At 35.0% G+C, this 26,758-nt stretch carries 19 protein-coding genes and 2 pseudogenes; 16 read left to right on the plus strand and 5 right to left on the minus strand.

The genetic code is table 11. The features are described 5' to 3' along the window. Nucleotides 1-18: 18 nt before the first annotated feature. The 7 genes from brxC (at nt 19) to BN1242_RS13380 (ending at nt 13,609) form a co-directional block, all read left to right on the plus strand. Nucleotides 19-3,591, plus strand: a complete 3,573-nt coding sequence (gene brxC / locus BN1242_RS07000; RefSeq protein ID WP_062353349.1) for a BREX system P-loop protein BrxC — start codon at nt 19-21, stop codon at nt 3,589-3,591. A gap of 11 nt (nt 3,592-3,602) precedes the next feature. Continuing rightward, on the plus strand, nt 3,603-7,115 hold the full coding sequence (gene pglX, locus BN1242_RS07005) for a BREX-1 system adenine-specific DNA-methyltransferase PglX (RefSeq protein WP_062353352.1): 3,513 nt from the start codon (nt 3,603-3,605) through the stop codon (nt 7,113-7,115). A 70-nt stretch (nt 7,116-7,185) separates the two neighbouring features. Continuing rightward, nucleotides 7,186-8,022 carry an abortive infection family protein gene (locus BN1242_RS07010; protein WP_062353355.1) on the plus strand — a complete coding sequence of 279 codons (837 nt, stop codon included), beginning with the start codon at nt 7,186-7,188 and terminating at the stop codon, nt 8,020-8,022. A 48-nt stretch (nt 8,023-8,070) separates the two neighbouring features. After that, nucleotides 8,071-10,629, plus strand: coding sequence for a BREX-1 system phosphatase PglZ type A (gene pglZ / locus BN1242_RS07015; protein WP_062353358.1), 2,559 nt, complete (start codon nt 8,071-8,073; stop codon nt 10,627-10,629). A 24-nt stretch (nt 10,630-10,653) separates the two neighbouring features. Beyond that, nucleotides 10,654-12,711, plus strand: a complete 2,058-nt coding sequence (gene brxL, locus BN1242_RS07020; protein WP_077216137.1) for a protease Lon-related BREX system protein BrxL — start codon at nt 10,654-10,656, stop codon at nt 12,709-12,711. A gap of 94 nt (nt 12,712-12,805) precedes the next feature. Further along, a complete protein-coding gene (locus BN1242_RS13375) occupies nt 12,806-13,090 on the plus strand; it encodes a hypothetical protein (RefSeq protein ID WP_062353361.1) in 285 nt (94 codons plus the stop codon). A 39-nt stretch (nt 13,091-13,129) separates the two neighbouring features. Further along, nucleotides 13,130-13,609, plus strand: coding sequence for a Shedu anti-phage system protein SduA domain-containing protein (locus BN1242_RS13380; protein WP_062353364.1), 480 nt, complete (start codon nt 13,130-13,132; stop codon nt 13,607-13,609). 632 nt (nt 13,610-14,241) lie between these two features. Here BN1242_RS13380 and BN1242_RS07035 read toward each other — a convergent pair. Continuing rightward, a protein-coding gene (locus tag BN1242_RS07035; protein ID WP_087941734.1) for an IS3 family transposase occupies nt 14,242-15,374 on the minus strand; the annotation gives its coding sequence in 2 pieces (ribosomal slippage) (nt 14,242-15,125 and nt 15,125-15,374; 1,134 coding nt in all). 218 nt (nt 15,375-15,592) lie between these two features. Here BN1242_RS07035 and BN1242_RS07045 point away from each other — a divergent pair. The 6 genes from BN1242_RS07045 to BN1242_RS07070 all read left to right on the plus strand — a co-directional run bounded on the left by BN1242_RS07045 (nt 15,593) and on the right by BN1242_RS07070 (nt 20,364). Next, nucleotides 15,593-15,991: a hypothetical protein gene (locus BN1242_RS07045; RefSeq protein ID WP_062353376.1), complete on the plus strand. Its 399-nt coding sequence runs from the start codon at nt 15,593-15,595 to the stop codon at nt 15,989-15,991. A 14-nt stretch (nt 15,992-16,005) separates the two neighbouring features. Next, on the plus strand, nt 16,006-17,169 hold the full coding sequence (locus BN1242_RS07050; RefSeq protein ID WP_062353379.1) for an AlbA family DNA-binding domain-containing protein: 1,164 nt from the start codon (nt 16,006-16,008) through the stop codon (nt 17,167-17,169). Between the two features lie 34 nt (nt 17,170-17,203). Continuing rightward, a complete protein-coding gene (locus BN1242_RS07055; RefSeq protein ID WP_062353383.1) occupies nt 17,204-17,743 on the plus strand; it encodes a hypothetical protein in 540 nt (179 codons plus the stop codon). Between the two features lie 65 nt (nt 17,744-17,808). After that, on the plus strand, nt 17,809-18,672 hold the full coding sequence (locus tag BN1242_RS07060) for a hypothetical protein (RefSeq protein ID WP_062353387.1): 864 nt from the start codon (nt 17,809-17,811) through the stop codon (nt 18,670-18,672). 106 nt (nt 18,673-18,778) lie between these two features. Then, complete coding sequence (locus tag BN1242_RS13825) at nt 18,779-18,904, plus strand: hypothetical protein (protein WP_275259446.1); 126 nt, start codon at nt 18,779-18,781, stop codon at nt 18,902-18,904. A gap of 71 nt (nt 18,905-18,975) precedes the next feature. Further along, the gene (locus BN1242_RS07070) at nt 18,976-20,364 is read left to right on the plus strand and encodes a toll/interleukin-1 receptor domain-containing protein (RefSeq protein ID WP_062353393.1); all 1,389 of its coding nucleotides are present in this window, start codon (nt 18,976-18,978) and stop codon (nt 20,362-20,364) included. Nucleotides 20,365-20,451: 87 nt separating this feature from the next. Here BN1242_RS07070 and BN1242_RS07075 read toward each other — a convergent pair whose 3' ends face one another. Then, nucleotides 20,452-20,634, minus strand: coding sequence for a hypothetical protein (locus tag BN1242_RS07075; RefSeq protein ID WP_062353398.1), 183 nt, complete (start codon nt 20,632-20,634; stop codon nt 20,452-20,454). Nucleotides 20,635-21,774: 1,140 nt separating this feature from the next. Here BN1242_RS07075 and BN1242_RS07080 point away from each other — a divergent pair. Then, nucleotides 21,775-22,881, plus strand: coding sequence for a DUF3800 domain-containing protein (locus BN1242_RS07080; protein WP_062353402.1), 1,107 nt, complete (start codon nt 21,775-21,777; stop codon nt 22,879-22,881). A 712-nt stretch (nt 22,882-23,593) separates the two neighbouring features. Here the strand turns inward: BN1242_RS07080 and BN1242_RS13770 are convergent. Next, nucleotides 23,594-24,229: pseudogene (locus tag BN1242_RS13770) on the minus strand (helix-turn-helix domain-containing protein); the annotation flags it as partial. A gap of 68 nt (nt 24,230-24,297) precedes the next feature. Further along, nucleotides 24,298-24,672 carry a helix-turn-helix domain-containing protein gene (locus tag BN1242_RS07090; protein WP_062353408.1) on the minus strand — a complete coding sequence of 125 codons (375 nt, stop codon included), beginning with the start codon at nt 24,670-24,672 and terminating at the stop codon, nt 24,298-24,300. A gap of 128 nt (nt 24,673-24,800) precedes the next feature. Between BN1242_RS07090 and BN1242_RS13645 the strand changes: the two genes are divergently transcribed. Next, nucleotides 24,801-25,037 (plus strand): hypothetical protein, encoded by a 237-nt coding sequence (locus BN1242_RS13645; RefSeq protein ID WP_158661056.1) that lies wholly within the window; start codon nt 24,801-24,803, stop codon nt 25,035-25,037. 124 nt (nt 25,038-25,161) lie between these two features. Here BN1242_RS13645 and BN1242_RS07095 read toward each other — a convergent pair whose 3' ends face one another. After that, complete coding sequence (locus BN1242_RS07095; protein WP_158661057.1) at nt 25,162-25,824, minus strand: hypothetical protein; 663 nt, start codon at nt 25,822-25,824, stop codon at nt 25,162-25,164. Between BN1242_RS07095 and BN1242_RS07100 the strand changes: the two are divergent. Then, nucleotides 25,816-26,712: pseudogene (locus tag BN1242_RS07100) on the plus strand (acetylxylan esterase); the annotation flags it as partial. The gene BN1242_RS07095 and the pseudogene BN1242_RS07100 overlap by 9 nt on opposite strands. Nucleotides 26,713-26,758 lie beyond the last annotated feature (46 nt).

The following is a 26,758-nucleotide window of genomic DNA, read 5'->3' on the forward strand; positions in this document are numbered from 1 at the left end:
GGAAGAGAGGGAATTTGGATGCTACTTAAAGAGATGTTTTTAAAAGATATTGAACGTGACCTTCGTGGGGTTATTAAAGTTGCCCAAACAAACGAAGCAGATATTTATCAAGAATTAGACGAGTATGTTGTCACACAAGAATTACATAAACATTTTTCCAAGTTCTATGAAAACTATCTAAAAGGAGTCCAAGGTAAGACGGATAAGATGGGTGTGTGGATCAGCGGATTCTTCGGTTCGGGTAAATCGCACTTTCTTAAAATTCTTGCTTATCTTTTAGAAAATAAAGCAGTACAAGGTAAAAAACCTGTTGATTTCTTTGAAGAAAAAATAAAAGATGCCCTTGTGTTTGCCAATATGAAGCGGACAGCAGACGTAGATACAGAAGTTATTCTGTTTAATATTGATTCCAAAAGCTCTTTAGATAACAAATCAAAAGAAGATGCCATTTTACGTGTATTCATGAAAGTATTTTACGAACATCGTGGCTACTACGGAGACATTCCTGGTGTTGCGGAGATGGAAAAATATTTAGATAAACAGGGAGTTTACGAAACATTTAAGACTGAATTCCATGCTCTTGCGGGTGAACCATGGGAAGATCGTCGCAACAGCTTCTATTTTGATGCAGATTATGTCATTGGAGCATTAGTAAAAGCGACAAACATGACGGAAGAATCTGCACGTAATTGGTTTGAAAGCGGAGTAAACAATTTTGAAATCAGTATCGAAAAGTTCGCAAAGGATGTAAAAGACTACATTGATAGTAAAGGTCCGAATTTTCATCTTGTATTTTTAGTCGACGAAATTGGTCAGTACATCGGGGATAACCGTAACTTGATGTTGAACTTACAAACGTTAACAGAAGATTTAGGGACATATGCACAAGGAAAAGTATGGATTATGGTCACTTCTCAAGAAAGTATTGACTCGATTATTAAAGTCAAAGGAGATGACTTTTCACGAATCCAAGGTCGCTTTGATACACGTCTATCCCTATCATCTATCTCGGTAGACGAAGTTATCAAAAAACGTATTTTAGAAAAATATCCGCATGTGTTAGACAAGCTAAGAGCGGATTATCCGAACAAAAGTGCCATCTTGAAAAATTTAATTAGTTTTAAAGAAAGCACAGCAGATCTTCGAGGCTATGAAGACGATACGGAATTTGCAGAAGTGTATCCGTTCATACCGTACCAATTTAAGTTACTTCAAAACGTCTTCGAGCAAGTACGTAAACATGGCTCTTCAGGTAAGCACTTATCTGAAGGGGAACGTTCGATGTTATCCGCATTTAAGGAAGCGGGGCTTCAGTATAAAGATGCAGAAGAAGGTTCGATTATTCCGTTCTATGCATTTTACGATACCATCAAGGAGTTTTTAAATCCATCAATTTCAAGGGTAATCGAAGGGGCGAGCATGAACCCTGCTTTAAAAGACGATCCGTTTAACATTGATCTGTTAAAAGTGCTGTTCATGATTAAGTATATTAAAGAACTTCCAGCCAACATTGATAATATTGCTACTCTAATGGTCACACATATTGACGAGGATAAATTACAACTAAAAGAAAAACTCAAAGTAGCACTGAGAAAGTTAATATCACAAACACTAATCGGAAAAAATGGGGACAACTACATTTTCTTAACGGATGATGAACAAGACATCAATCGAGATATTAAACAGCAACCTGTTGATGAAAGCTTAGTAAAACGTGAATTAGCCCAATATATCTTTAATGACCTATACGAAGAAAAACGTTTCACTTATTCAAAGGAATATTCTTTCTCTTACAATCAAGTGATGGATGAAAAACCTTATGGCAATCAAACATCAAATATCGGCATTCAAATCTTGTCACCACTATCAGACCATTATGCTAAGTCAGACCAGGAGTTAATGATGATGTCATCTGGTAACGGAGAAACAATACTGAAACTTGGTGGCAACGAAGCTTATGTAGAGGAAATGGAAGAAGCATTGCGTATTGAAGAATACCGCAAGAAAAAGAACATTACGCAACTACCTGAAAATATTCAAAATATATTAAATAACAAACAAGCTGAGGCACGTGAACGAAGACGTCGAGTGCGAGAGTTGTTGGAAGAAGCGATAAAAGACGGTGCATTCTTCGTTAACGGCGACAAAATGGACATTAAAGGCTCTACCGTAAAAGAAAAAATGACTACAGCATTTAAGCATTTAGTCGATAATGTCTACACGAAATTAGGCTATGTGAAAGAGCATTTGGATAATGAGAGAGAACTCATTTCTATTTTAGCTTCTGATGACCAACAAATTTCTTTTGATGAACAAATGATTCAAAGTCCAAATACCCTTGCGAAAAGTGAAGTATATGAATATATCGACATGCAAGAGCAGTTGAACAAACAAGTCCGAGTGAAACTTGTATATGATCGTTTTGTAGATAAACCTTATGGATGGAAACAGCTCGATATAGCAGGTCTCCTTGCACAATTATTAAAAGAGCAACGTATCCGTATCCGTTATAATTCGGAGTATTTAGAGCCAGAAATCGACACAAACAAATTATTGACGGTATTCGGGAAAACAACGGAAGCGGACAAAGGAATCATTACAAAACGAGTGAAAGTGGATGAAGCCCTACTTCGTACTGCGAGAAGAATTTGCAAAGAAGTATTTAATACAACGGATTTAGCAGATGATGAAGACGGTCTGGCAAAGGATATTCGTTCGCTTATTGCCAAGCAAGTAGATGAAATCAATTCGTTCAAAGCACGTTATGAAGGTAGAAAATATCCTGGCTTGAGTTTATTAAACAAAGGCTTAGAATACTTCGGGCAATTTAACAATCAATTGGATAACGCCTCTTTCTTCTTGAAACTGAAAGAAATGGAAGATGATTTAGCGGACTGGGAAGAAGACATTGTGTATGTAAAAAGCTTCTTCGAATCGAATCAAAAGGATATTTTTGACCGAGGTTTAGCAGGACTTGTAAAGTACGAAGAAAATAAATCGTACTTATCAGGTAATGAAGTAGAAAAAGAGATGCATCAACTTCGTAACATTGTGGAAAATCCGATTCCTTATAAAAATATTAAGGACATCCCCGATCTTTTACACGCATTAGAGCAACAAATAGAAGCTGTGTTAGTAGAGAAAAAAGCAAATGCCAATGAGAAATTGCAGGCGGATTATAATGAATTAGTTTTACAAGCAACTCAGTATGGTGTTTCAAATGAAACGAAACATCGAGTGGAGCAATACTATCAAGGATTAAAGGCGAGCCTTGAGCAATTTACAGATATATTCAAGGTTGATGCAACGATTTCGCAAAGTAATAGTTATAAAGAAAAGACACTAAAAGAAATACGACAAGAAATTATAGAATGGCAAAGAAAAAAAGCGGAAGAACAAAAGAAAATTGCAGGTACAGTTGTAGAGCCACCAATTGAACCAGTTATTCAGAAACAGACGGTGAAGGTAAAAGAACTTGTGACGGTGAAAACATTGTCGACAGAAGAAGAAGTGGATTTGTACATCAACACGCTTTCCCATAAGCTAAAGCAAATCATTAAAGCAAATAAACAGATTGAGTTTATTGAATAAGGGTGAATTAGATGAATAAAAGTGCATTGAAAAAGTTCGCAACAGAAGCACGAAAAGAGTTGCTGGAACGAGTAGAATTGCAAGCAAGAAAAATCGGGATTACTGCTGAATCTATCCAAAAAGCGAATGTAGAAAGTTCGGATGCCGTCTTTATCGACGGCAGACAACTTTCGGATGTGGAAAGACGACAACGAAACAAACTAATTGCTCGAATTAACGAAATTGGTTTCAATCGAGTTATGGAGGAAACAGCATACACATGGTTTAACCGTTTTATTGCATTACGCTTCATGGAAGTGAATGACTACCTTCCAACAAAAGTAAGGGTTTTATCATCATCAAATGGTGACAGTGCAGAGCCAGACATGATGAAAGAGGCACTGTTACTTGATTTAGAATTGGACAAAGAGTACGTTTATGAACTGAAAATGAACAATAAAACAGATGAACTGTTTAAGTACCTCATTAAAATGCACTGTAACGACTTGAACCGTTATATGCCATTCATGTTTGAAACACTGGAAGATTATAAGGAAATCTTATTCCCTGAAGGGTTACTTGGTACAGACTCGTTTGTACGTCAAATGATAAATACAGATGTCATAGCAGAAAGTGACTGGCAAAATGTCGAGATTATTGGATGGTTGTATCAATATTATATTTCAGAGGAAAATGAGCGAGTTATTAAGGCAAAAAAACGCTACAAAGCAGAGGAATTACCATTTGCGACACAGCTATTCACTCCTGAATGGATTGTTCGTTACATGGTACAAAATGCATTAGGGCGTTATTGGGTTGAATCTCATCCAGAACATCGGGACTTAATTCAAAATTGGGAGTTCTATTTAGAAAACCCAAATCCAGAACCTGATTTTGAAGAAAAATTAGCTCCGTACATTAATAAAGAGTTGAATGTAGAAGATATAAAATGTTTCGATCCAGCAATGGGGAGCGGTCATATTTTAGTGTATATGTTTGATGTTCTTTTTGAAATTTATAGTAAATGTGGCTATATGGAGAGAGAAATTCCACGCCTTATTATCGAGAAAAATTTATATGGGTTAGACATAGATGATCGAGCTTATCAATTAGCAAGCTTTTCAATTGTCATGAAAGCATTGCAATACAACCGACGCTTCTTAAGAAGTATTGAACGTGAAGGGTTAACAATGAACTTAGCATCCATTCAAGAAACAAATCAGTTTACTGATGAAGAAATAGAATTTTTAGCAGGTGTATCTTCTGGTGAGCAATTTGATAAAATGAAGGATTTTATTGACCAATTTAAACATGCAAAATCAATAGGATCACTTATCAAATTAGAATCTTACGACATTAAATTTTTACAACTACGGCTAACGGCAATTGAACAACAATCGGGAAATTTATTTGAATTAGAATTAAAAGATAGTACATTGGACATTTTTAGAAAACTAATCAAACAAGCGTTAATTCTGAATTTGAAGTACGAGGTATTTATAACAAACCCGCCTTATGCAGGAAATAAATATTTAACAGCCGAAGTATCCAACTACTTAGTAGCTAATTACCCTGATGTAAAATCTGATCTATTCTCAGCATTTATTGAGTATAGCTTTTATGCAACGAGAGAAAATGGTCAGATTGGCTTTATGTCTCCATTTGTATGGATGTTTATTTCTTCTTATGAAAAACTTAGACAGAAAATAATTAAAGAACGTACAATTAGTAGTTTAGTTCAACTTGAATATTCAGGATTTGATGGTGCGACAGTGCCAATTTGTACTTTTACATTAAGAAATTATAAAATTAATTTAAAAGGAGAATATGTAAGACTTTCAGAATTTAGAGGGTCAGAAAACCAACCAATTAAAACGTTGGAAGCTGTCCAAAATCCTTCTGTTTCATATCGCTATTCATTTGACCAAGATAACTTCAATAAGATTCCAGGTAATCCGATAGCATATTGGGTAAGTGCCGATTTTATTGATATATATAGTAAATCAGAACCGCTATCAAAAGTATCTGTAGCATGTGTGGGCTTACAAACAAGTGACAATAATAGATTTGTTAGGCTTTGGCATGAAGTAGATATAAGAAAAGTTGGTTTTGGGATGAATTCTTTAGATGATGCGAATGTAAGCAAGAAAAAATGGTTTCCATATAATAAAGGTGGCGGATATAGAAAGTGGTATGGAAATCAGGAATATATCGTAAATTGGGAAAATAATGGAGAAGAAATTAAAGAATATAATGCCTATTTAAATTCATCACGTTCATCAAATATTGGAATAGCAAACACTCAATATTATTTTAGAGAAAGTGGCAGTTGGGGGTTAGTAACAAGTAGTCACTTTTCGGTTCGTTATTCACCAAATGGTTTCATTTTCGATACTGGTGGATCTTCTGTATTTGCAAATCATAATTTAAAAAATATTATAGCACTACTAAATAGTAAAATTTCAACGCTTTGTTTACAAATTCAAAACCCTACACTTAATTTCCAACCTGGAAATGTAAGCAGAATTCCTTATGTAGATGCAATTAACAATACATTGATTTCTGATTTGGCAAGTAACTCTATTAACATTTCAAAGTTAGATTGGGATAGTTTTGAAGTATCATGGAATTTTAAGAAACATCCATTTTTAAATGGTGGAACTGTACGGTTGGCATTTGAGAATTGGAAGAAAGAGTGTGAGGAACGATTTAAACAACTTAAACATAATGAAGAAGAATTAAATAGTCTATTTATTGATATTTACGGTTTGCAAAATGATCTGACACCAGACGTTGCTGAGAAAGATGTAATGATAAGAAAAGCTGAATTGGAGAAGGATATCAAATCTTTTATCTCCTACGCAATAGGGTGTTCTTTCGGTCGTTATTCACTTAATGAAGAAGGTCTTGTATACGCAGGTGGTGAATTTGATGCTTTACGTTATCAAACATTCCCTGCTGATGAGGATAACATTTTGCCTATTTTGTCAGGTTCGTATTTCGAAGACGATATTGTAACAAGATTTGTAGATTTTGTGCGTGTAACGTATAGTGAGGAAACGCTTGAGGAAAACCTTGATTTTATTGCCGATGCGATTGGGCGTAAAGCGAATGAGACAGCAAGGGAAACATTACGTCGCTATTTCTTAAATGATTTCTATAAGGATCATGTGCAAGTTTATAAAAAGCGACCGATTTATTGGTTATTTACTTCTGGTAAGGAAAAGGCTTTTAACTGTCTTATCTATATGCATCGTTATGATAAAACAACACTTTCTCGTATTCGTACAGATTATTTACATGAAGTGCAAATACGAATGGATGCGGAGAAAAAGGACTTGCTTGACATCATAGAAGGTGATTTTACAGCGAAAGAAATTAGCAATGCGAAGAAAGAGTTAAAAGCACTCGATAAAAAAATCGACGAGTTAAAAGCTTATGATGAACTATTACACCACATGGCGGACATGCAAATTGAAATTGACTTAGATGACGGTGTTAAAGTGAATTATGAGAAGTTTAATGGGTTAGTGGCGAAGATTTAATATGTTGCAGTAAAGTGTCTGTGTCATAGACGCAGGCACTTTATATTAGTTAGGATTGGGGGGATGTTAGTTGGCGAACTTATCATATAGGGAGAAGTTGTTGTTCGAAGGGTTATTCGGTATGGATTCTGGTTATGTGTTGGATTTTAGTAATTCTACTTTTGCAAGATTTATTGCAGAAACGATAAATCTTGATATTTATGATGGAGACGGATATCAAGAGTATTGTTCAAAAGCAAATAAATTACGACAGATATGGTCCAAAGAACCTAATGCAGTAGTCGGAAAGCTAATGGATGAATTACTAAATTATTATGAAGATTATCATAATAGAATGGAAGAACCGTTATCTGAACAACAAAATAAAACAATTAACGAATTGCGAACTGTAACTAAGAAGCTGATGGGAACAGATATTACAATAAATTTACCCCATAAATCTGAAGAGACTTTGCAAACACTCATGGAAGATATCAATGACTCATTGGCACGAAACAAACCTACCTTAGTTCTTGATAGACTGCATACATTTGCTACAAAGTTATTGCGTCAAGCATGTATTGACAACGATATCAACGTCTTAGATGGAAAGGGTAATTATTTACCTCTACATAGTCTTGCGGGGATGCTCAAAAAGAAATATGAAAAAGATCAAATTTTTGAATCATCCTTTACGTTAAGGGCATTGCAAAATAGTATTTCATTATTCGATAGTTACAATGATATACGAAATACAAAAAGCTATGCACATGACAATGAAATCCTAAATTCAATTGAAGCAGACTTTGTTGTTAGAGCAATGGCTAACGTTATAACTTTTATTGATAAGATAGAAACGAATAGAAAAAAAGTTGAGTTTCAAAAGCAGAGTAAGTCTGACAATGTTCCTATTGAATTACCTTTCTAATTATTAGAGGAGTAAGGGTAGATATTTTGAATGGGTGAGGTGAGTTGAATGAATATAACTCAAATAGTATCAGCCCTTAAAGACATTTTTAATGAACCGTTAAAAGATGGGGAGCAACGAAAAATTGTCTTTTGGGTGGATAAGGATCAAGAGTTTATTGAGGAATTTGATCAATTGACAGTGGATGGAGTTAAAGTCCAAACATTATCGGAAAACAATCAATTTTATATGAAGCATTTATTAGAGGAAGAAGATCCATCTTCTCATTATTTGATATACACAACGTTAGAATTAGGGTTAGAAGATAACTGGTTAGCAGATACAGTGTTCTATTCGAAAACGTTTTATGCAGACCGTATTTCGCTTATATTAAGTGAACTTCAGATAGATCCTTCTCTACGTGGAGTTATTAAAAAATATGAGCGTTTCTTCCATAACAAAGAGCGTTATCGTAAGTTTCAAGCTTTAGGCATTGAATCATACAGTGAAGAAATAATTGAACTTGCAATCATGAGTGTGCTTTGTAACGTGAAGGTTCCTGATTTTGAAGAAGTGTTAAAGACTGTACTAATGGATACGCTGGAAGATAGTGATAATAAGTTTTTAACTCAGATGGACAAGTTTTTCGATATAGAAGTATTTTGGAAGTATGTATTCAAACAGTATGGCTATGAACGTGACAATAAGACATTAAAAACATTGTTTATACATATGGCTGTAACGGCATTTAGCCATTCTGTAAATGAGCAATATTTGTCGAGTATAAAAGATTTTATTGCTGTACGAAATCGCACGAACTGTCTTGTATTCATTGACCATTGGATGCACCATAAGACTGATTTTGAAGTGTTTGATGAGTATGTTGAAATGGCAGAGAAAGAGATCCAACTTCCTCATGTACTACAAACAGTTCCAATTGAAGAGCTAAAGAAAGCCGAAACGTTTCCTTATATTGACCGAGCAATCATTATTTATATTGCCAATAGCTTGCTCGAAAAACTTGAAGATTATGAAGAGTACACGAAATTAATTAAACTAAGACGGTCAAAACATTTTTACGAACGTTATGCAAATATTTACGAGGCACTTTTTTATGCGGTTAAAATGCAGGAATTCTATAAAGAGTATCAACAAGGAATTCCAACAGGTCGAGCAATAGATATTTATGAAGCATATCAAAGTAAGTATTATCAGATGGATACGTATTATCGTAAGTTTTATGTCGCCTATGATGAAGAAAGTAATCATGAAATACTGAAGAAATTAAAAGAAGTGGTGGAGCATTTATATACACATTGGTTTCTGGGCGAGTTAAGTGCGAACTGGTCTCAAGCTGTAAAGGCAGAAATGACGCAACAATGGTCATTACCAGGTGTTTTAAACCAACAGCAGTTTTATTCTTCCATTGTATCTCCACACATTCGAAAAGGTGAGCGAGTATTCGTCATTATTTCCGATGCATTCCGATATGAAATCGGGGTAGAACTGACAGAACGATTAAACACTGAGACGATTGGTACATGTGATATCCAGTCCATGCTTGGAGTCATCCCTTCTGTTACAAAGTTAGGTATGGCATCATTACTCCCACATAAATCTATTGATTTTGATTCGAAGGGGCAAGTATTCGTAAACGACAAGGATTCATCAGGCTTGGAAAACCGCAAATTCATTATTGAATCAACTGTAAAAGATAGCATGGCAGTACGTTTCCAAGATGTTTTGAATATGAACAAAGCAGGCAGACGTGAAATATTTAAAGGAAAGAAACTCATTTATATCTACCACGACAGCATTGATGCAATGGGAGATAAAGCATCTACGGAAATATATACATTTACTGCAGTAGAAAAAGCACTGGATGAAATATCTAAGCTAATAAAAATTATTCGAGATGACCTTTCTGGAACGAACGTTTTAATTACTGCTGATCATGGCTTCCTTTATCAAAGAGAACCTTTAGAGGAAAGCGATAAAATTGAGAAAGTACAGTTGGAAAAGATTGAAGTAAAACGTCGTTACGCTTTATCTAAAGAAATTCAGGACATTCCTGGGCAATTAACGATTGATTTGGCTTCCGTTATTAAAAATGAACAACAATTAAACGTTTATGTGCCAAATGGAACGCTACGTAATCGTATGCAAGGTTCTGGCGTGAATTTTAGCCATGGAGGGGCAAGTCTACAAGAAATAGTTGTTCCACTCCTATCCTTCAAGAATAAACGTGCTGGTCAAAAGGGAGTTCAAGCGATTTCGAAAGTCGATATTAAACTGACAAGTACGACGCAAAAAATTACAAATAGCATCTTTAACTTAAACTTCTTCCAAACAGAAAAAGTAGAGGAGAAAACAAAACCTCGAACGGTGGTTATTTATATGGCTGACGAAGAAGGGAACGTACTTTCAAATGAAGAAACCATTATTGGCGATCGTTCATTTGATAATCCAGCCGACCGTACATTCAAGCTACAGTTTGTGTTAAAAAGCATTCCATATGATCGGAATAAAACTTATTATCTGATCATTAAAGATACGGAAACAGGCGTTATAACAGAAAAAGTCCCATTTACGATTAACTTAGGAATTGTAAGTGATTTTGACTTCTAAGTTGTGATGATTGGAGGGGTGAGGATGGACGAAAAAGTAGAGGAAACAATGACACTGGATCTCGATAAAAAATTAAATAATGTCTTTGCAGGTCGAGTTGTTCGCAAAGATTTGACGAAGCTCATTAAAGAAGGGGCAAACGTTCCTATTTATGTGTTGGAGTATCTTCTCGGTATGTACTGTGCTACCGATGATGAACAGAGCATTCTTGAAGGCGTAGAACGTGTTAAAAAAATCTTATCGGATAATTTCGTCCGACCTGACGAAGCAGAAAAAATAAAATCACGTATTCGAGAGCTTGGTCAATATTCCATTATTGATAAAGTAACTGTTGCATTGAACCCGAAAATTGATACGTATGAGGCGGAATTTTCTAATTTGGGCTTAAAAGGAGTTCCAGTACCAGCAAGTTATGTGAAAGAGTTTGATAAACTACTTGTTGGTGGTATTTGGTGCATGATCAAGCTTGACTACTATTATGATGAAGAAGTACGGAATGTGAGTCCGTTTACAGTAAATAACTTAAAGCCAATTCAAATGCCCAATATGGACATTGACGAGATTTTTAATGGCAGAAAACAATTTACGAAAGAGGAATGGATTGATGTATTAGTTCGTTCTATTGGAATGGAGCCAACACAATTAGAAGAGCGTGTGAAATGGCATCTTTTGTTGCGACTTGTAGCTCTCGTAGAAAACAATTACAATATGTGTGAATTAGGTCCACGAGGTACGGGGAAATCCCATGTGTACAAAGAAGTATCGCCAAATTCAATTCTTGTGTCGGGTGGACAATCAACAGTAGCAAACCTCTTCTATAATATGTCTACAAGAAAAGTAGGACTTGTTGGACTATGGGACTGTGTTGCCTTTGACGAAGTAGCAGGAATTCGCTTTAAAGACAAAGACGGAATTCAGATTATGAAAGATTATATGGCTTCAGGTTCCTTTGCAAGAGGGAAGGAAGAAAAAGCCGCCTCTGCCTCGATGGTATTCGTGGGTAACATCAACCAAAGTGTGGACACGTTAATAAAAACATCGCACTTATTTGCACCATTCCCACCAGAAATGGCAAATGACACAGCGTTCTTTGATCGTATGCATTATTACCTACCTGGCTGGGAGGTCCCCAAGATGAGACCTGAATATTTCACTGATAAGTATGGTTTCATTGTAGATTATATTGCTGAGTTTTTCAGAGAAATGCGGAAGCGTTCATTTGCGGATGCGATTGACCGTTATTTCAAACTTGGCAATAACTTAAATCAACGTGATACAGTAGCGGTTCGTAAAACTGTTTCGGGATTAGTTAAATTAATATACCCTAATGGTGAATATACAAGGGAAGATATTGAAGAAATTCTACAATATGCCTTGGAGGGGCGTCGTCGTGTGAAGGAACAGCTCAAGAAAATAGGGGGCATGGAGTTCTATGATGTCATGTTCTCTTATCTTGATAAAGAAACAATGGCTGAGGAATATGTCTCAGTACCCGAACAAGGTGGAGGTAAGCTAATACCCGAAGGAATGGGGAGACCTGGACATGTATACGTAGTCGGTCATGGTAATTCAGGAATGATTGGTGTATACAAGTTGGAAAACCAAGTCGTATCAGGGACAGGAAAATTCGATAAATCAGGTGTTGGCTCTCACCGAGGAGCAAAGGAAAGCCTTGATACGGCATTCCGTTTCTTTACCGCTAACAGCAAATCAATAAGCAACACAATCAGTACGAAGACGAAAGACTATTTGATGCATATTAGTGACTTACAAGGAATTGGGTTAACAGATGAATTAGCAATAGCTGAACTCATCGCTCTATGTTCGGGAGCCTTAGAAAAGCCAGTGCAAGAATCCTTAGTTGTTCTCGGATCTATGACAGTGGGAGGCACAATTTCTAAAGTCGAAGAGTTTGCAAACATGTTGCAAGTTTGTGTAGATGCGGGAGCAAAAAGAGTGCTAATTCCAGCCATTTCGATTGTTGATTTACAAACAGTGCCTTCTGATTTATTAGTAAAAATCCAACCAATCTTCTATTCTGATCCGATTGATGCTGTGTATAAAGCGTTGGGTATAAGTTGAAAAGGTTTGGAAGGTAACTATATTTAAAGGAAAGAGTCGGTAATGCCGATTCTTTTTCTATATATTGAAAGAAAATTTGGATGGGGAATGTGGTGTGAAAATTTATACAAGAGATTATACTGTATTAACAACTGAAGAGTTAAAAGAATGGGACAATTTAAAGGAAAAAGAGATTGTTCATAAATCAGGAAAATTTGTTGTTAGAAAAAATAAGTACAGAGAATACCCTGTTGCAGTAAGACACTATGAAAGTTTGTTTCCGAATAATCATTTGGATATCGTTGATTTGCAGAAAGTAGACATGTTATCAGAATTAGTAGAAGAATTTCATCAATTAATAGACAATTCTACTTCAAACGAAAAGTCTATTCTGAATTGAATTCGTGAAAAAAGTGCTTACTTTATAATTGCATCTATCATGAAGGGTCCTTATAATTTCGGTCATCATGATGCATTTATTTTTCCAGAATTTCAATTAGGAAACTCATATCAAGTTGATTACCTACTTGTTGGGCGGAATTCTGGGGGTTATGAATTTATCTTTGTAGAGTTGGAACATCCGAATAAACATATTACTTTAACTGATGGTCATTTAGGTGATGCAATAAGAAAAGGAGAGAGGCAGGTAATTGACTGGAAATACTGGTTAGAAGCGAATTATGCGACACTCTATGAAACATTTAATAAGTATAAAGATCCCAAGAAGTCGTTACCAGTTGAATTTATGAAGTATGATAGTACACGTATTCACTATGCTGTAATTGCAGGAAGGCGAAATGATTTCAACGATAAAACCTATCAATTAAAACGACAAAAGTTAACAGAAAGTATTTTATTACTGCACTATGATAACCTTTATGATTCGGCTAAAGCATTGATTGGTGAGTCTACTTATTAATTAATGCTAATCTGATTTAAAGGTTTTGCAGAAAAGCCAAATAGTGGAGAGTAGCTATTCGACTCTTCTGCATAAATTAGAATAGTTGATTAATAAGGCTTTTGTATTCCAAGCTTACTGTCATTTCAGTGGGCTTTTCTTGTTTTAAAGAAATCTGGGGAATGCCATTGCTCAGCTTACTGGCAATCATTTCAGCTAATTTTTCGAGGTCATTGATTGGGGGATTCGCAAGCATATCTTGGAGAATGAGGTGGCGAATATAGGACCTGATGGTACGTTCAGTGGTATGTCAACACTAAGTTGGACAATTTTTTTAAGGTACTTAGCTTAAACTTATTATTTTATATGATTGATAAATAATGACAGTTAAAAAGTCATACATCTGCTCGTCCGCCACCATTGACTTTGCTTTTGTCAGTGTAGTGGAATTAACGCAGGTCGGCAAAAGAAAAGCCTTTAGAGCTACCTGCAGATAAATCGTAACACTGACAAATCGATTCTAAGTATTCGCTGGTGGGGCCCCGCCCCCTTCCATCGCCTACTAAGAATCGGGCGCTACAGTAAATGGCAAGCAGCTATCGCTGTGGCTCTGAGGATCACCTTTCTTTTTCTTTCGCCCGATAAGTTCTTTCCTAAACAGTGGTATTCGTTCCAACCAGCTGCTTTTCTTTGAATTCCTTTGGCGTTAAGTAATCTAGAGATCCATGAATTCGGATGTTATTAAACCAATTAACATAATCAAATAGCTCAAGATCAAGCTCTTGTTGACTATCAAAAACTCTACCACTAACGAATTCTGTTTTAATCGTTTTGAACGTTGCTTCGGCAACTGCATTGTCATAAGGTGTTCCTTTTTCACTTAAGGATCTTGCGATTCCAAACGTCTCTAATGCCTGGTCTATGAGTTTGTTTTTAAACTCACTGCCTCGATCCGTATGAAATAATTCTAGGCGATTCAAGTTGTATTTTACTGTTGAAAAAGCACGTTGAACTAGCTCGGCATTTTTATTAGGACCAGCACTATAACCAATAATTTCACGATTATATAAATCTACTAAAACACAAATATAATACCAGTTTTGTTTGACTCGAACGTATGTTAAATCACTCACAATAACTTTTAATTCTTGGTCCTGATTAAATTCACGATTTAGCACGTTTCCAATTTCAGACTCATTTACTGTTGATTTTCTAGGTTTAAATTGAGCGACTGTATATTTAGAGACAAGTCCTTGTTCTTTCATTATTCGCCCAATACGGCGGCGTGACACTGTCCAGCCTTGCTTTTGAAGCTCTTTTTTGATTTTTCTTTGACCATAAATGTTCCGACTATCTTTAAAGATTTTTACGATTAAATCTGTTAATTCATCATCTTGATTATCTCGAATTTCCGCCTCATAATAGTACGTGCTTCTCGGAAGTTGTAGGACGGCGCACATTGCTGATATCGAGTATTTATGACGGTTATTCCGGATCACATCTACTTTCGTCCCATTATCAGCGCGGCTTGCTTTAAAATATCATTCTCCATCATCAATCTTTGATTTTCTTTGCGGAGCCTAATTAACTCTTCCTGTTCTGGTGTTCTATTGTCCTTTTCTTCAAAGGAACCACTTGTTTTATGCTGGCGAACCCATTTATCAAAGGAGGATGCCGTTAGTTCATATTCTTTGATAATTTCGCTTCTAGGTTTACCTGATAGGTGTAGCTGAACGATTTGTTCTTTAAATTCTTTTGTGAATGTTCTTCTTGCTCTTTTGGTCATAATTAATTCGCTCCTGACTTTTATGAATTAAGCTTATATGACCTTAACGAATCTGTCCAACTAAGTGTAACCTATCCAGAGGGCATATCTTAAAAAGGTATGTCTTTTTTGGTGGGAAACTTTAGATTATATTTATATTTTAGTAAAATTAGATTATTGGTATGTGAAAATTTTATTCTTAAATTCGATAGAACTTTTTAGACGGGAAGGTGTATGCGATGACAGTAGAAAAAATATTGAACGACTTTTTAGACTGCATAAGCAAGTTTGATAGAGTAGTTATTAAACCGAGTAGTAAGAATCCTAATCGAAGAAATGTCTATGTAGGTTCATCAAAAAAGCGGTGGATGCAAATTGATATACGAGAAACGAACATTAATATTTGCATGGATCACAACCATGGTGATTTAACAGAAGAAGATGTTCTTTTAACAGGCGTTCCTAATAAAAGGTCGAGAGGTAAAAATGGGTTTAACTTTAAGGTAGATAGTAAAAATTTCGATGCAGTACACTTTACGTTTTATGAAAATGATCCTTTTGATTTCGGTAGAAAAGAGTTTTGGGACTTCTTGGATAAGCACTATAAGTCGTATTTACGACTTGTAAAGTTTCGTTAAGGGGTGAGAGTGTCATGGAAAATGAAAATTCCCTATATAGGGAAATTAAGATTCTAATTGCTTCCAAGAGGGAAGGTGAATATTGGGATTTTAAAGAAAAGTACCATAAAAACAAGGCTGATTTGCTACATGATATTATCTGTATGGCCAATAACAGAGCGGATAAGGACGGTTATATCATTTTTGGTATAAGTGATGATTATGAAATCAAAGGTTTAGAAGATGATGAAAACCGAAAAAATCAGCAGAATATAATTGACTTTTTAAAGGGAAAGAAATTCAGTGGTGGGATTAGACCAACTATTGAATTAGTATCATTACCAATGGGGGGGAAGGAAATTGATGTGCTAATTGTAAAAAATGGCACTGATACTCCATATTTTCTAATAGAAGATTATAATGATGGAAAAAGGAGAGTAAGAGCCAACTATATTTATACCCGGATAGGGGACACCAATACAGATATTGATAAAAGTGCCGACATAAATCATATTGAATACCTGTGGAAAAAACGATTTTTACTTAATAGACCACCGTTAGAACAAATAAAACAAAGGCTTCGGGTAAAAAGTGAGTGGAATAGGAATGATGACGAGTTTTATAACATTTACAATCCTGAATATACTGTTGCTTTGGAATATGATGATGAAATAGGGCACCCAGAGTTTTACTCCTATTTAATGATGAATCCATCAACATCCTACGGGATGCTAAAAGTAAAGTATTTTGGAACTACATTATATAACCAACAATTTGTAATTCTTGATAGTGGAAGATATATAACAGTTGTTCCGGAATGGGGATTAATTGGTGATAGGTACACAAATGGTGATTCTTACTACTATAAGTTTTATGTAAAAGATAGTATGAATCATATCCTTCATGAATTTCTTCTGTCAGAAGATCATGAAGCAGTATTTGCAAGGAATAGGTTGTATTCAGGTGTTTTGATATACCAAAGTGATTTGGAAAAGGAGATGTTTGAAGATTACCTTGATCAAAACTTATCCCTTATTCATCAATTAGTTGAAGTGGAAAAAGAACATGACTCGTTTGATTGGTTGGAAACTGAAGGTAAACGAGAGAAAATTGTGAATCAGGAAAGGATAATAATAGGGAAAGTCTTTAATAACCTATTAGAAAAATTTCGTTATAAGATAAGTTCAACTAGAAAATAAAAGAACGGGAAAGTACAAAGGAGAAAATAGAAATATGAATACAAGGGAAAAGGCAAGAGGAGAAATAATTGAATTTATAAAGTCAGAAGGAGAAAAATGCACATTACTGACAGGGACCTTTCAGAATGAAAAGCACCCGTTAGTTTTGAGAACAATTAATGAATTGTTAGAAGGATGTTCGATATTATTCAGAGCAAATTCTATGCAAAATTTAGGCTCATTCTTTAATAATCATAGTACAAATTTTAAAACAGGTGTGGCATATAAGTTGGGAAAAAGCAGAATGTATATTGATACTATTAACCCAATGACGTGGAAAAAGTCACCACATAATCTTGATATTGCAGTGGTTTACCCTTTTGACTCAGTGACAAAAAATAATAGCAAAAAGCGTATAATGGACGACCTCTTTACTTATAGGGATATACAAAAGATATTTCTTGTTAGTTGGACTGACACTCATGATTTTTCATGGGCTGAAGAATATATTGATCGGAAAATTGTCTTTGATGCGGAAGAGGAGGATCCTGAATATCACGAGAGAATGATTGATTATTTATCAAAGTATAAGTAGGTTGAAGACGCTAATTAGATCAGGAACTTAAAAGTTGTTTGTTAGAAAGGTAGGGAGGGGCCACTTTGGCTTTAGATAATACATTGATTGACAAATTTCGCAGAAAAATTAACAGCAACCACGACTTCGTTATGCATCAATATCGAAACCAGCAGGGAAAAAATCTTTGGAACATAATATGTTCGTATATGGATTGGATTGAAGTAGCCATTGATGGAATACCTTATATTCAATTGGACCATAAAAATCCCAATGTTGCCTCGCTGAACTTAATGCAATTAATATGTTCAATGGATTTGGTGAAAGAGTCGGTCCATCAACTATATAGAGTATTCAAGCTGGAATATCCGTTCAAGAAAGACCATAGTATCTTCCAGAAACAACAATCAGATGATGAATATTTTAAGCATATCCGAGCTGTGTTTGGAGTTCATCCAGTTAATTTGAAAGGTCGAGATGGCAGCAGGTATTTTGCTAGTTGGTCCACTTCAAAATTAGAGGGGGACTTTGCGACTTTCGTTTACAGCAATAAAAGTGACGTGGAAGATCATCTGTACTCAATTAAAATAAATGAGTTGTTTCAGTATACTAACAAGAGATATTTATTATTGGAAGAGGTCATGAAGAAGATGGAGCACGATTATCTTTTTCATCAGCATAAACACAAAGAAGCGAAAATTAGCAGAACTCATTCACCTATTGATAATCTTATAATATTGAAAAAAGAGAACCTGGAGCGATACGGGAATGGCGAGGCCTATTGGCATGAAATTGAGGAATTACAACGGCTGTATGCAATAGATATAAGCTCTTTCGATATATCTGTTCAAAAGATGATAGAGAAGTATTGGGATGCTCTTTTCGATGGTGATAAGGGAAATCCACCAAAATCTTCAGATTATGAGCATCGAAGAACTATCGACATCTGAAATACTGGATCCCTTTGAAAACTTAGGTCACAGTTACGACAAAGAAAAACTTATGGTATACCTCCACGACCAAGACTATGATTACAATCCAAGGGTTTTAGGGAGAATGGGATTACAAAACATGGTTGAGAAGGGTGAATTGCCAGAGATTGCTTTGGATTATGATGGTGATGAATTGTTGATTTTTTTAAATGCTTGGCGATGGAGCTTAAATAAAAAGGATAAGGAATAGAACGCTTTTTGTTGATTTTTAGATGTAACTAAGGTGTGTATATAATTAAGATACGAAGGGAAATGACAATATTGATAGAGGAAAAGCAAGTATTTTTGTCGTATAGCTGGAATGATTCTGATGAGGCAGATATAGTGCAGGGAAATCTTAGTGGTTTTGAGGGGATTAGCGTTCTAAGAGATAGAGATATACTTGGCTATTCTTCTGATATTACTAGATTCATGAAAAGGATAAAAAAAACGGATCATGCTATATTGCTCATTAGTAATAGTTATTTAGAGTCTGTAAATTGTATGTTTGAAGTTTCACAGTTAATAAGGGATGAGGACTATATTAGGAAAATAACACCAATTCTAGTGAAAAATGTTACTATCTACTCTATTGAAGATAGATTAAAATACGCAAAATACTGGAATGATAAGTACAATTATCTAAACGAAGAAATCAGGAAGTTGCATATTGAGGATAATGTGTCTCTTGTGGAAGAGTTAAAAAAGGTTAAAGATATTTGTTCTGCTGTTGATGATATTCTTAGTGTTTTAAATAGGCATCAATTTTTTAAATTGGAAACACATATTCAGAATGAATTTAATGATGTTTTCAAAGAAATGGGATTGGACAAGATACCAAAGAAAAGGCCAATTATAGTTGAAGAAACGCAGAAGGAAGTAAGTTTTGATTACGTTTTACATAAATTAGATGATGTTAGTAATGCAAATGCGAAGAGGTATTCTGCTGTTATAACGTTGAGTAAACAATATGAAAGAGATGAACTGAAAGAGTTAATCGTGCAGGTGACCAACGATCTGAAAATTAGAAAATATTACAGGAACGACAAAGTTAAGAGCAGACATTTAGATAGGAAGGCTGATGTGGTTTGGTTATATATAGCAAATGATACATTTGATGTACAAGTTGCAAACTGGATTTGTAGAACATCCTGGATTTCAGAAAAACTTTTATCGGACTACAAACCTTTACCTCTAAAGGGAAATGATAAGGTTAAAGATATTGTAATTGATTGGAACGGATCCTATGAAAGTTACAGGAAAACTTATAAATCTTTTCAAGCCACAAAAGAGGACATATTAGAACAAGTTGATAGAATTAAAGAAAGAATGCTAGAATTCGGAAATACGGCTGTTCAATTATTTGAAAAGTATAAAAGAAGTGAGGTCTCTGAAGAAGATTTTATACAAAACATGCAGTCTCGATTTAATGACGTTGAAGAAAACTTTTTAGCTTCCTCAGACTTGGGATTGCCACCAGAGGATATTAAACGCTATGTCGATAAGTGTCATAGTTTATTTTCAACGGTCCATAATATGTACAATGTATACTCGGAAAAGGGAGTGACAATTTGGGATACTAAAAGTAGAGACTGGCAGATGTCAGATGCAAAAAAAGAGTTTGATGAGATTGTCCCAGTGATTAGATATGAAGAAAAAGCAATTCACTGATTACTGCCCATTTACTTACTTTACATCTACTATGTCTCTATCTAAAAATAAGGGTTCTTAAATAAAATAAGCGTTCCTTAAATAAAATTAATGTTCCCAATCCGAGGGATTTTCCGGTGTTTTTCCCGTCAGACCTTCGGTTTTTTTATGCAAAAAAGGACTTAATCCAGGCGTGATTTCAATCTGGATTTGGAATAGATCCAGTCCCTCTTTCAGTACAATTCCATCCCCATCCACTCCCAATCTACATTTTTTTTCAGTCTCTTCCATCTCTTGTCCCATAAGGGTTCAGGCAGTCTTTCAGTCCCTATCCAGCTGGTTTCCTTGCAGAATAGATTTTGAATGTTTTTCGATGTCTTTTTTCCCTATTTAGAGCAAAGGAACCATCCTGTTTCCATCCAGTTTCTTTTCCACTCTGGAACGTAATTTTTTTATCAAAATCATTGCAAAATCGGTACAATTTCGGGTGAAAATCGGCAAAAAGGCGGGAACGTAATTATTCTATAAGAGAAAATGGAAAGAGTGTAAAAGGGACGTGAGCCCTTGGGAGAGAAGGAGTTGAGGGTGATGCGAGGAGGAAGGGGCGTAGGAACGGAATCTTTTTATGGGGACACCTTGATGGAACTAAGTTGGTTTCTGAAGCGGGAAAGATAACGGGAGAGAGTCGAGTTCAACGATATGTATATCAAAGGTTTTTCGATACTAATCAAATGTTTGTTTAAACAAAAATCAATATAATTTCAGGCTGGATCCAATAAGAGGATTCAGTATTTTTTTATTTGCCAGGATTGGCAATAATTCCTCAATCCCTTGTCCATTAAGGGTTCAGGCGGTGTTCAGTCCTCTTCAGTTGTCTTCCTCACCCTTTAAATCCAACGGATTTTCAACCTCTATTCAGTGTGTTTTCTAACTGTTTTATTCAGTATTTTCTCAGGCACCTTTCTCCCAATTCTGGGAAAAACTTAGTTATAATGTCGGAATATTCGATACAACCCAGAAGAGAAAAAAGAAGGGAAATTCGGGCTTTTGAGGGAAGAACTTAGTTCCATTGACTAGAGGCGTGAAAATGGGGTTTAAGCCTTGGGCGAGTAAGAGTAGAGGGGGATTTGGGTTGGGGAAAGACATACTTAAAGACACATATAGTAGAAGAAAGAATAAAGAAAGAGCGAAGAGTCATAGCTCCACAAGGGTTTGAGGGGGAGCTGGGTGGGAACCGACCTTTTAATTATTATTTCCAATGATTCACAAGTAGGGTTGGTATAATAGACATAGGAAATATTTCGTCACAGGAGATAAAAGCAAACTTAGGTATTGAATTAAAAGAAGACAAACGGACGAATGAAGAAAATTATGAAGAATGTTTTGCTAATAATATATTTCTTGTACTATAAAATGAATGGGGGAGCCGAAATGGATTATTCTCAAATATATAATTTTATTGCCTCTGAAGGAGGCGTAACCAACATTGATAAAAAGTACATATTGTATTATGACGAAACTAATAATCCTCGTACTTTTAGATTAACAGATGGTGGGTTTAACGTTAATGAACACGAATACTTTATTCTAGGTGGAATTGGTTTTGAATCTGATAAGGCGGCTTCTGATGATGATATTGATGAACTATTTTCTAAATTAGTATTACAGGGAAATGCAACTGAAGTTAAATTTAAGCACATTCGTCAAAATGCACAGGACTTTTTATCTTTGTTATCAAAACCGAGAGTAACTACTCTTATTGATTGGCTTTTCGAAAAACAATACTCAATCCATTATTCTTATGTTGATAATTTTTATTACACAATCGTTGATATAGTGGATTCAATGGAGGAGTCGTGGTTCGGTGGGCCAGGTTTAAATAGAGAACTGAAAGATCGCTTTTATTCATTGATTAAGGAATACCAAAATTGGTTTATAAGTTTGCTAATTGAAGTAGATTATCCCAACATCAAAAATCATAAAAACTTTGTTGGGAAAATTGTTGATTGGATATGGACTGTAAATATTGGTGATGATTTTTATCTTGAATATTTGCGGCAATCACTAAAAAACTATAGAAACCGGCAGCTGGTATTTCTGGAAGATAACGAAGATAAGGTTGCAATAAGTGATTATTCAACTTTTTATGCTAACTTAATAGTTACTTATCCTAAGGCATACCATATTTTTGATCATGAGTTAACTGTTGAAGAACTTTTAAATGCTAATCCAATAAAGTTATCAGGACATAAAGTTATAAACTATAAATTTGTAGATTCAAAAGATGAACGCTTAGTGCAAGTATCTGATTTAATTGTAGGTGTTTTACCTTATTGGATGGCTTTTTTAGAATCAGTTAATGTACAAAAATTAAATGAAATATTAAATGGACTTTCAGAATTACAAAAAGTCAAAATGAAAAAATTTCAGGAAATTTTGCTTCATTCTCTTGATATAAGTACCGGATTTAAGCACGGCATTGGTAGTAATGAGTTTGAATTAAAGGTTAACTTCTTTTTAGAATATGATTTTTTATAAGTTCTAATAAAGTTTTCAATTTGGAAGTCTTTTTACTTAACCGAATTCATGAATATGCAACATCACCAAGTATCATAAAAATTTAAGAAAAATCTACAAACCAATAAATCAAAACAACACCTTTTAATCAATTTATGTCCATGTTACTTTCTTCTTCCCCATGCTAAAAAGTCGGTACCTACTGCTAAATAGTAGGTATCCAAACGGCAAAGGAAGCGGGAAGAGCAGCGGGCAAACAAATATGTATTCAATCGGTTTATTCAATAAAAAATCAATCGAAATTCGGGGCTGGATTCAATATGATCCAGTCCCTTTTCTTTTGCCCAATATCCATCAAATCCCTTGTCCAATAAGGGATTCAATCGTTTCTCAATTACAAAAATCCGTAGAATTTCCAATCTCTATTCAGTTTGTTTCCCAACAGTAAAACCATCCCAAAATGGCTTCGTTTTTCATCTTTTCTCCTGATTCTTTTCTCTGCTCTGGGTACGAACTTAATAATATTGTCCGAATATTCAATACAATCCAGAACGGAAAAAAAGAGGGCGAAAATGGGGGTTTTGGGGAAGAACTTTAAAGCAGAGGGAAGAGTGATGGAGAGAAGAGAGAGGAGGGATAGGCTTGAGGGGAGTGAGTGGGAAGTGTGGACGGACTTTTTGGCAGGGAAATAACAAAGTAGACGGATACGGATAGAAATAAAGGTTTGAAAGGGATTGTCATAGGTAAATACCGCAGGTATAAAACCAACATGATCAATAATCTTTGTGTGTACATCTAAAACACAAACTTGTGATTCGGACTGATAAAGTCTTGCAAATCTATAATTACTATGAGCTAACGTAAATACTGCAAGTGAATAACTTTTTATATTTCCATCTACCTCTAGCTTTACTTCTCCCCAATCAAATTCCACTTCATATCCAGGTTCACAATATCTTCTAATGAAAACCTCCTTAGTTTTTGCTGTATACTCATTAACAAAGTTTCTAACCGTGGTATAACTTATTGAATATCCAGCATCCATCAACTTCTCGTGCATATCTATTATTTTCATTTGCTGTTTACTCATATAATTTTTTCTTTTCCATTCATTTTCTTTAATATAGCCCTTTAATACTGTTTGTATTTCTTCTGACAAAACTCTCTTTCTATTAATCCTCTTTTTATAAATAGGTGGTTTAAGAATATCTTCTGCAATCGGGAGATTGCGAATATCCTCTTTTCTACTAACTTCATATTCTTTTATATACTTACTTACTGTATTTCGAGACTTTTTTGTCATTCTCGCAATTTCCCTTTGACTTATCCCCTCCAAATATAGTTTTATTATTGTTTGTTTCACTCTCAGATTGATCACTCCAGTTGTTTCCCCCTAATATTTAATTAGGGTTATTTTCCTATAGAGTGGCTCAGTTTTCAATTGTTTTGGTGGCTCACTTTTAAGTTACCATATACAATATGATACATGTCTCTTATTTCGGCTACATAGTTTCGTACCGTGCTTCCTCCAATGTCTATTTTAGGGTGATGTTCCTTTAGCCAATCCTCAATTTGAGCAGATGAAAGATCTGGATGTTCCTTTAGCCAACTTAGAATTTGATCTTTATATGGATCAAGCTTTTTACTCCTACTATCTAATGAAGCAATCCAATCCGAAGCCTCCTCCAAATTCATATTCAAATACTTGTAAACTGTATTTCTAGAAATTTCTAATTTTCTCCCAATCGCAGATACACTAAATCCTTGTTTTTTTAATTGGTTTATTTCTACAAACAATAGTAATTTTTCCACCTTTCATATCCTCCAGCAGTAACTATTATATATGTTTAATAGTAGCTTAACTGGACAGGAATTTGATAGAAAAGTGTTCATTCTTATTTAGCAGAAACTGTTAATTATAGATTAGCAGTTACACATTGTTGGAAAAGCATTTAAACAGAATGCCAAAGACTAAAGAATTTATAAGGCGAATATATGAATCGGAGCAAGAATATCGGTTGAGAAGGATAAGGAGAATCATTAAAGAAATGAATGATGCAGGAGAAGCTATTAGTATATGGAAGGTAGTTAGAAAGGCTGGAATTAAATCACGTTTTTATAATGAAGTATATGATTATATAAAGGTCTTCGAAGGAGGACCATCTATTAGACAATAGACCTAAAAAAGCCAAGGGAAGAGTAAATTATTCTTCTTCCCTTGGCTTTACAATGCAAAAAGTAATAAACGGAAAGTCTTATGGAAAAAAACGCTTATGATACTGTAATTTTCATTTTTTTATTTCAATTGTTCTGGTTCCGATAATTTAGTTTAATCACGTTGGTTTCTGAAATTTTTTCAAGGTACTTAAATATTTCTTTGAGTGGGAGCTTGTTCATATTCTTATAGTTATTTGGATCCTTTTGACTTTCTTCATCTTCAAAATTGAACAGATAAGGATATCCCCGAATAGAAAAAGAATTTAGTAATTCAATATAGTCTTTAAAAGATGTTGCAATTTCAATTGCAATTATTTCTATTATTTTATTATAAAGCTTTTGTAAACAAACTTTATGTTCTATTAAATAACCCGTAATATCGAAGCTGTCGGGCATATCCTCTATTTCCTTCTTGATTCCTGAGTTCCAGTTGAAAGAAGTATTTAATAAGGAGTCTCTTATAACTTTAATTTCCAGAACTTTTTGCTCGCCAAATATAGTTGGAATTATTTTTTTTGATACACTATTTAAAGGCATAGTCCCGTTATGTTGTGTGAAATTTCTTAGATGATAAAGGAATCGGTATGAAAATAACTCATTGTATAATTCAGTCTTTTTATCATCCCATAGTCCAGACTTCAGGGAATTTTTACTGTAATCTTGGTAAATCTTAATTTCACTTTGGTCAATGAATTTTCTTGCATTAGATAAATAATTACTCAATTTATTATTAACTTCTTTAATCAATACTGGGAACGTGCTTTGGCGGAGCTAGATCAGCAATCACTTGATTACGAGTTAGTGGAGGCTGAATTTAGCACCTCCTTCGCTGACTGCTATCATCTTTATTTTACCGGAGTGGGCGGCGCGCGAGTTCATTGTAAACTCGCAAGACCAAAAAATATAAACGAAGCTGGACCCGGAATCGCAATGTTTCACGGATATTCTGTCGATAGCGGAGATTGGCTAGATAAAATCGCTCATGTGGCACAAGGATCAACTGTTATTGCGTTAGATTGCCGCGGGCAGGGCGGACTGTCAGAGGATAACCTTCAAGTAAAGGGCAATACTTTGAGAGGTCATATTATTAGAGGATTGGACAATCCGAATCCTGATCAGCTTTATTACCGCAATGTGTTTTTAGATACGGTCCAGTCAGTAAGAATCCTTATGTCTATGGAAGGAGTCGAACCTAACCGGATTGGAGTTACAGGGATGTCCCAAGGGGGTGCCCTTTCAATTGCTTGTGCGGCATTAGAACCTCGTGTTAAGGAAGTAGTGGTTGCCTATCCATTTTTATCTGATTATAAGCGCGTATGGGAAGCGATGGATATTAATAGTTCAGCTTACGAAGAAATCGTCTATTATTTCCGTGTCCATGATCCCAATCATCAAAAAGAAGATGAGGTTTTCAATAAACTGGGCTATATTGATATTCAAAATCTGGCTGAGCGTATTCAAGCAAAGGTTCTATGGGTAACTGCAATGAAGGATTCAATTTGTCCACCATCCACTCAATTTGCAGCCTATAACAAAATAAAATCAGATAAAGAAATGCTCTTATATCCGGAATACGGGCATGAGTACTTACCGGGATTCGGTGATAAAGCCTTTCAGCGGTTTAAAAACCTTTAAAGGCGGTACACAAGATTATGGCATAGTCTAGTAAGGAGAGGGAAAA

It is taken from the genome of Bacillus kwashiorkori (assembly GCF_001375515.1).
GTDB classification, from domain to species: domain Bacteria; phylum Bacillota; class Bacilli; order Bacillales; family Caldibacillaceae; genus Bacillus_BK; species Bacillus_BK kwashiorkori.

Excerpts from the sequence above, each read along its gene's own strand:
- brxC (WP_062353349.1), top strand. The coding sequence starts at position 19 with ATGCTACTTAAAGAGATGTTTTTAAAAGATATTGAACGTGACCTTCGT.
- pglX (WP_062353352.1), top strand. The coding sequence starts at position 3,603 with ATGAATAAAAGTGCATTGAAAAAGTTCGCAACAGAAGCACGAAAAGAG.
- pglZ (WP_062353358.1), top strand. The coding sequence starts at position 8,071 with ATGAATATAACTCAAATAGTATCAGCCCTTAAAGACATTTTTAATGAA.
- brxL (WP_077216137.1), top strand. The coding sequence starts at position 10,654 with ATGGACGAAAAAGTAGAGGAAACAATGACACTGGATCTCGATAAAAAA.
- BN1242_RS13380 (WP_062353364.1), top strand. The coding sequence starts at position 13,130 with ATGAAGGGTCCTTATAATTTCGGTCATCATGATGCATTTATTTTTCCA.
- BN1242_RS07045 (WP_062353376.1), top strand. The coding sequence starts at position 15,593 with ATGACAGTAGAAAAAATATTGAACGACTTTTTAGACTGCATAAGCAAG.
- BN1242_RS07050 (WP_062353379.1), top strand. The coding sequence starts at position 16,006 with ATGGAAAATGAAAATTCCCTATATAGGGAAATTAAGATTCTAATTGCT.
- BN1242_RS07055 (WP_062353383.1), top strand. The coding sequence starts at position 17,204 with ATGAATACAAGGGAAAAGGCAAGAGGAGAAATAATTGAATTTATAAAG.
- BN1242_RS13825 (WP_275259446.1), top strand. The coding sequence starts at position 18,779 with ATGGGATTACAAAACATGGTTGAGAAGGGTGAATTGCCAGAGATTGCT.
- BN1242_RS07075 (WP_062353398.1), bottom strand. The coding sequence starts at position 20,634 with ATGGAAGAGACTGAAAAAAAATGTAGATTGGGAGTGGATGGGGATGGA.
- BN1242_RS07080 (WP_062353402.1), top strand. The coding sequence starts at position 21,775 with ATGGATTATTCTCAAATATATAATTTTATTGCCTCTGAAGGAGGCGTA.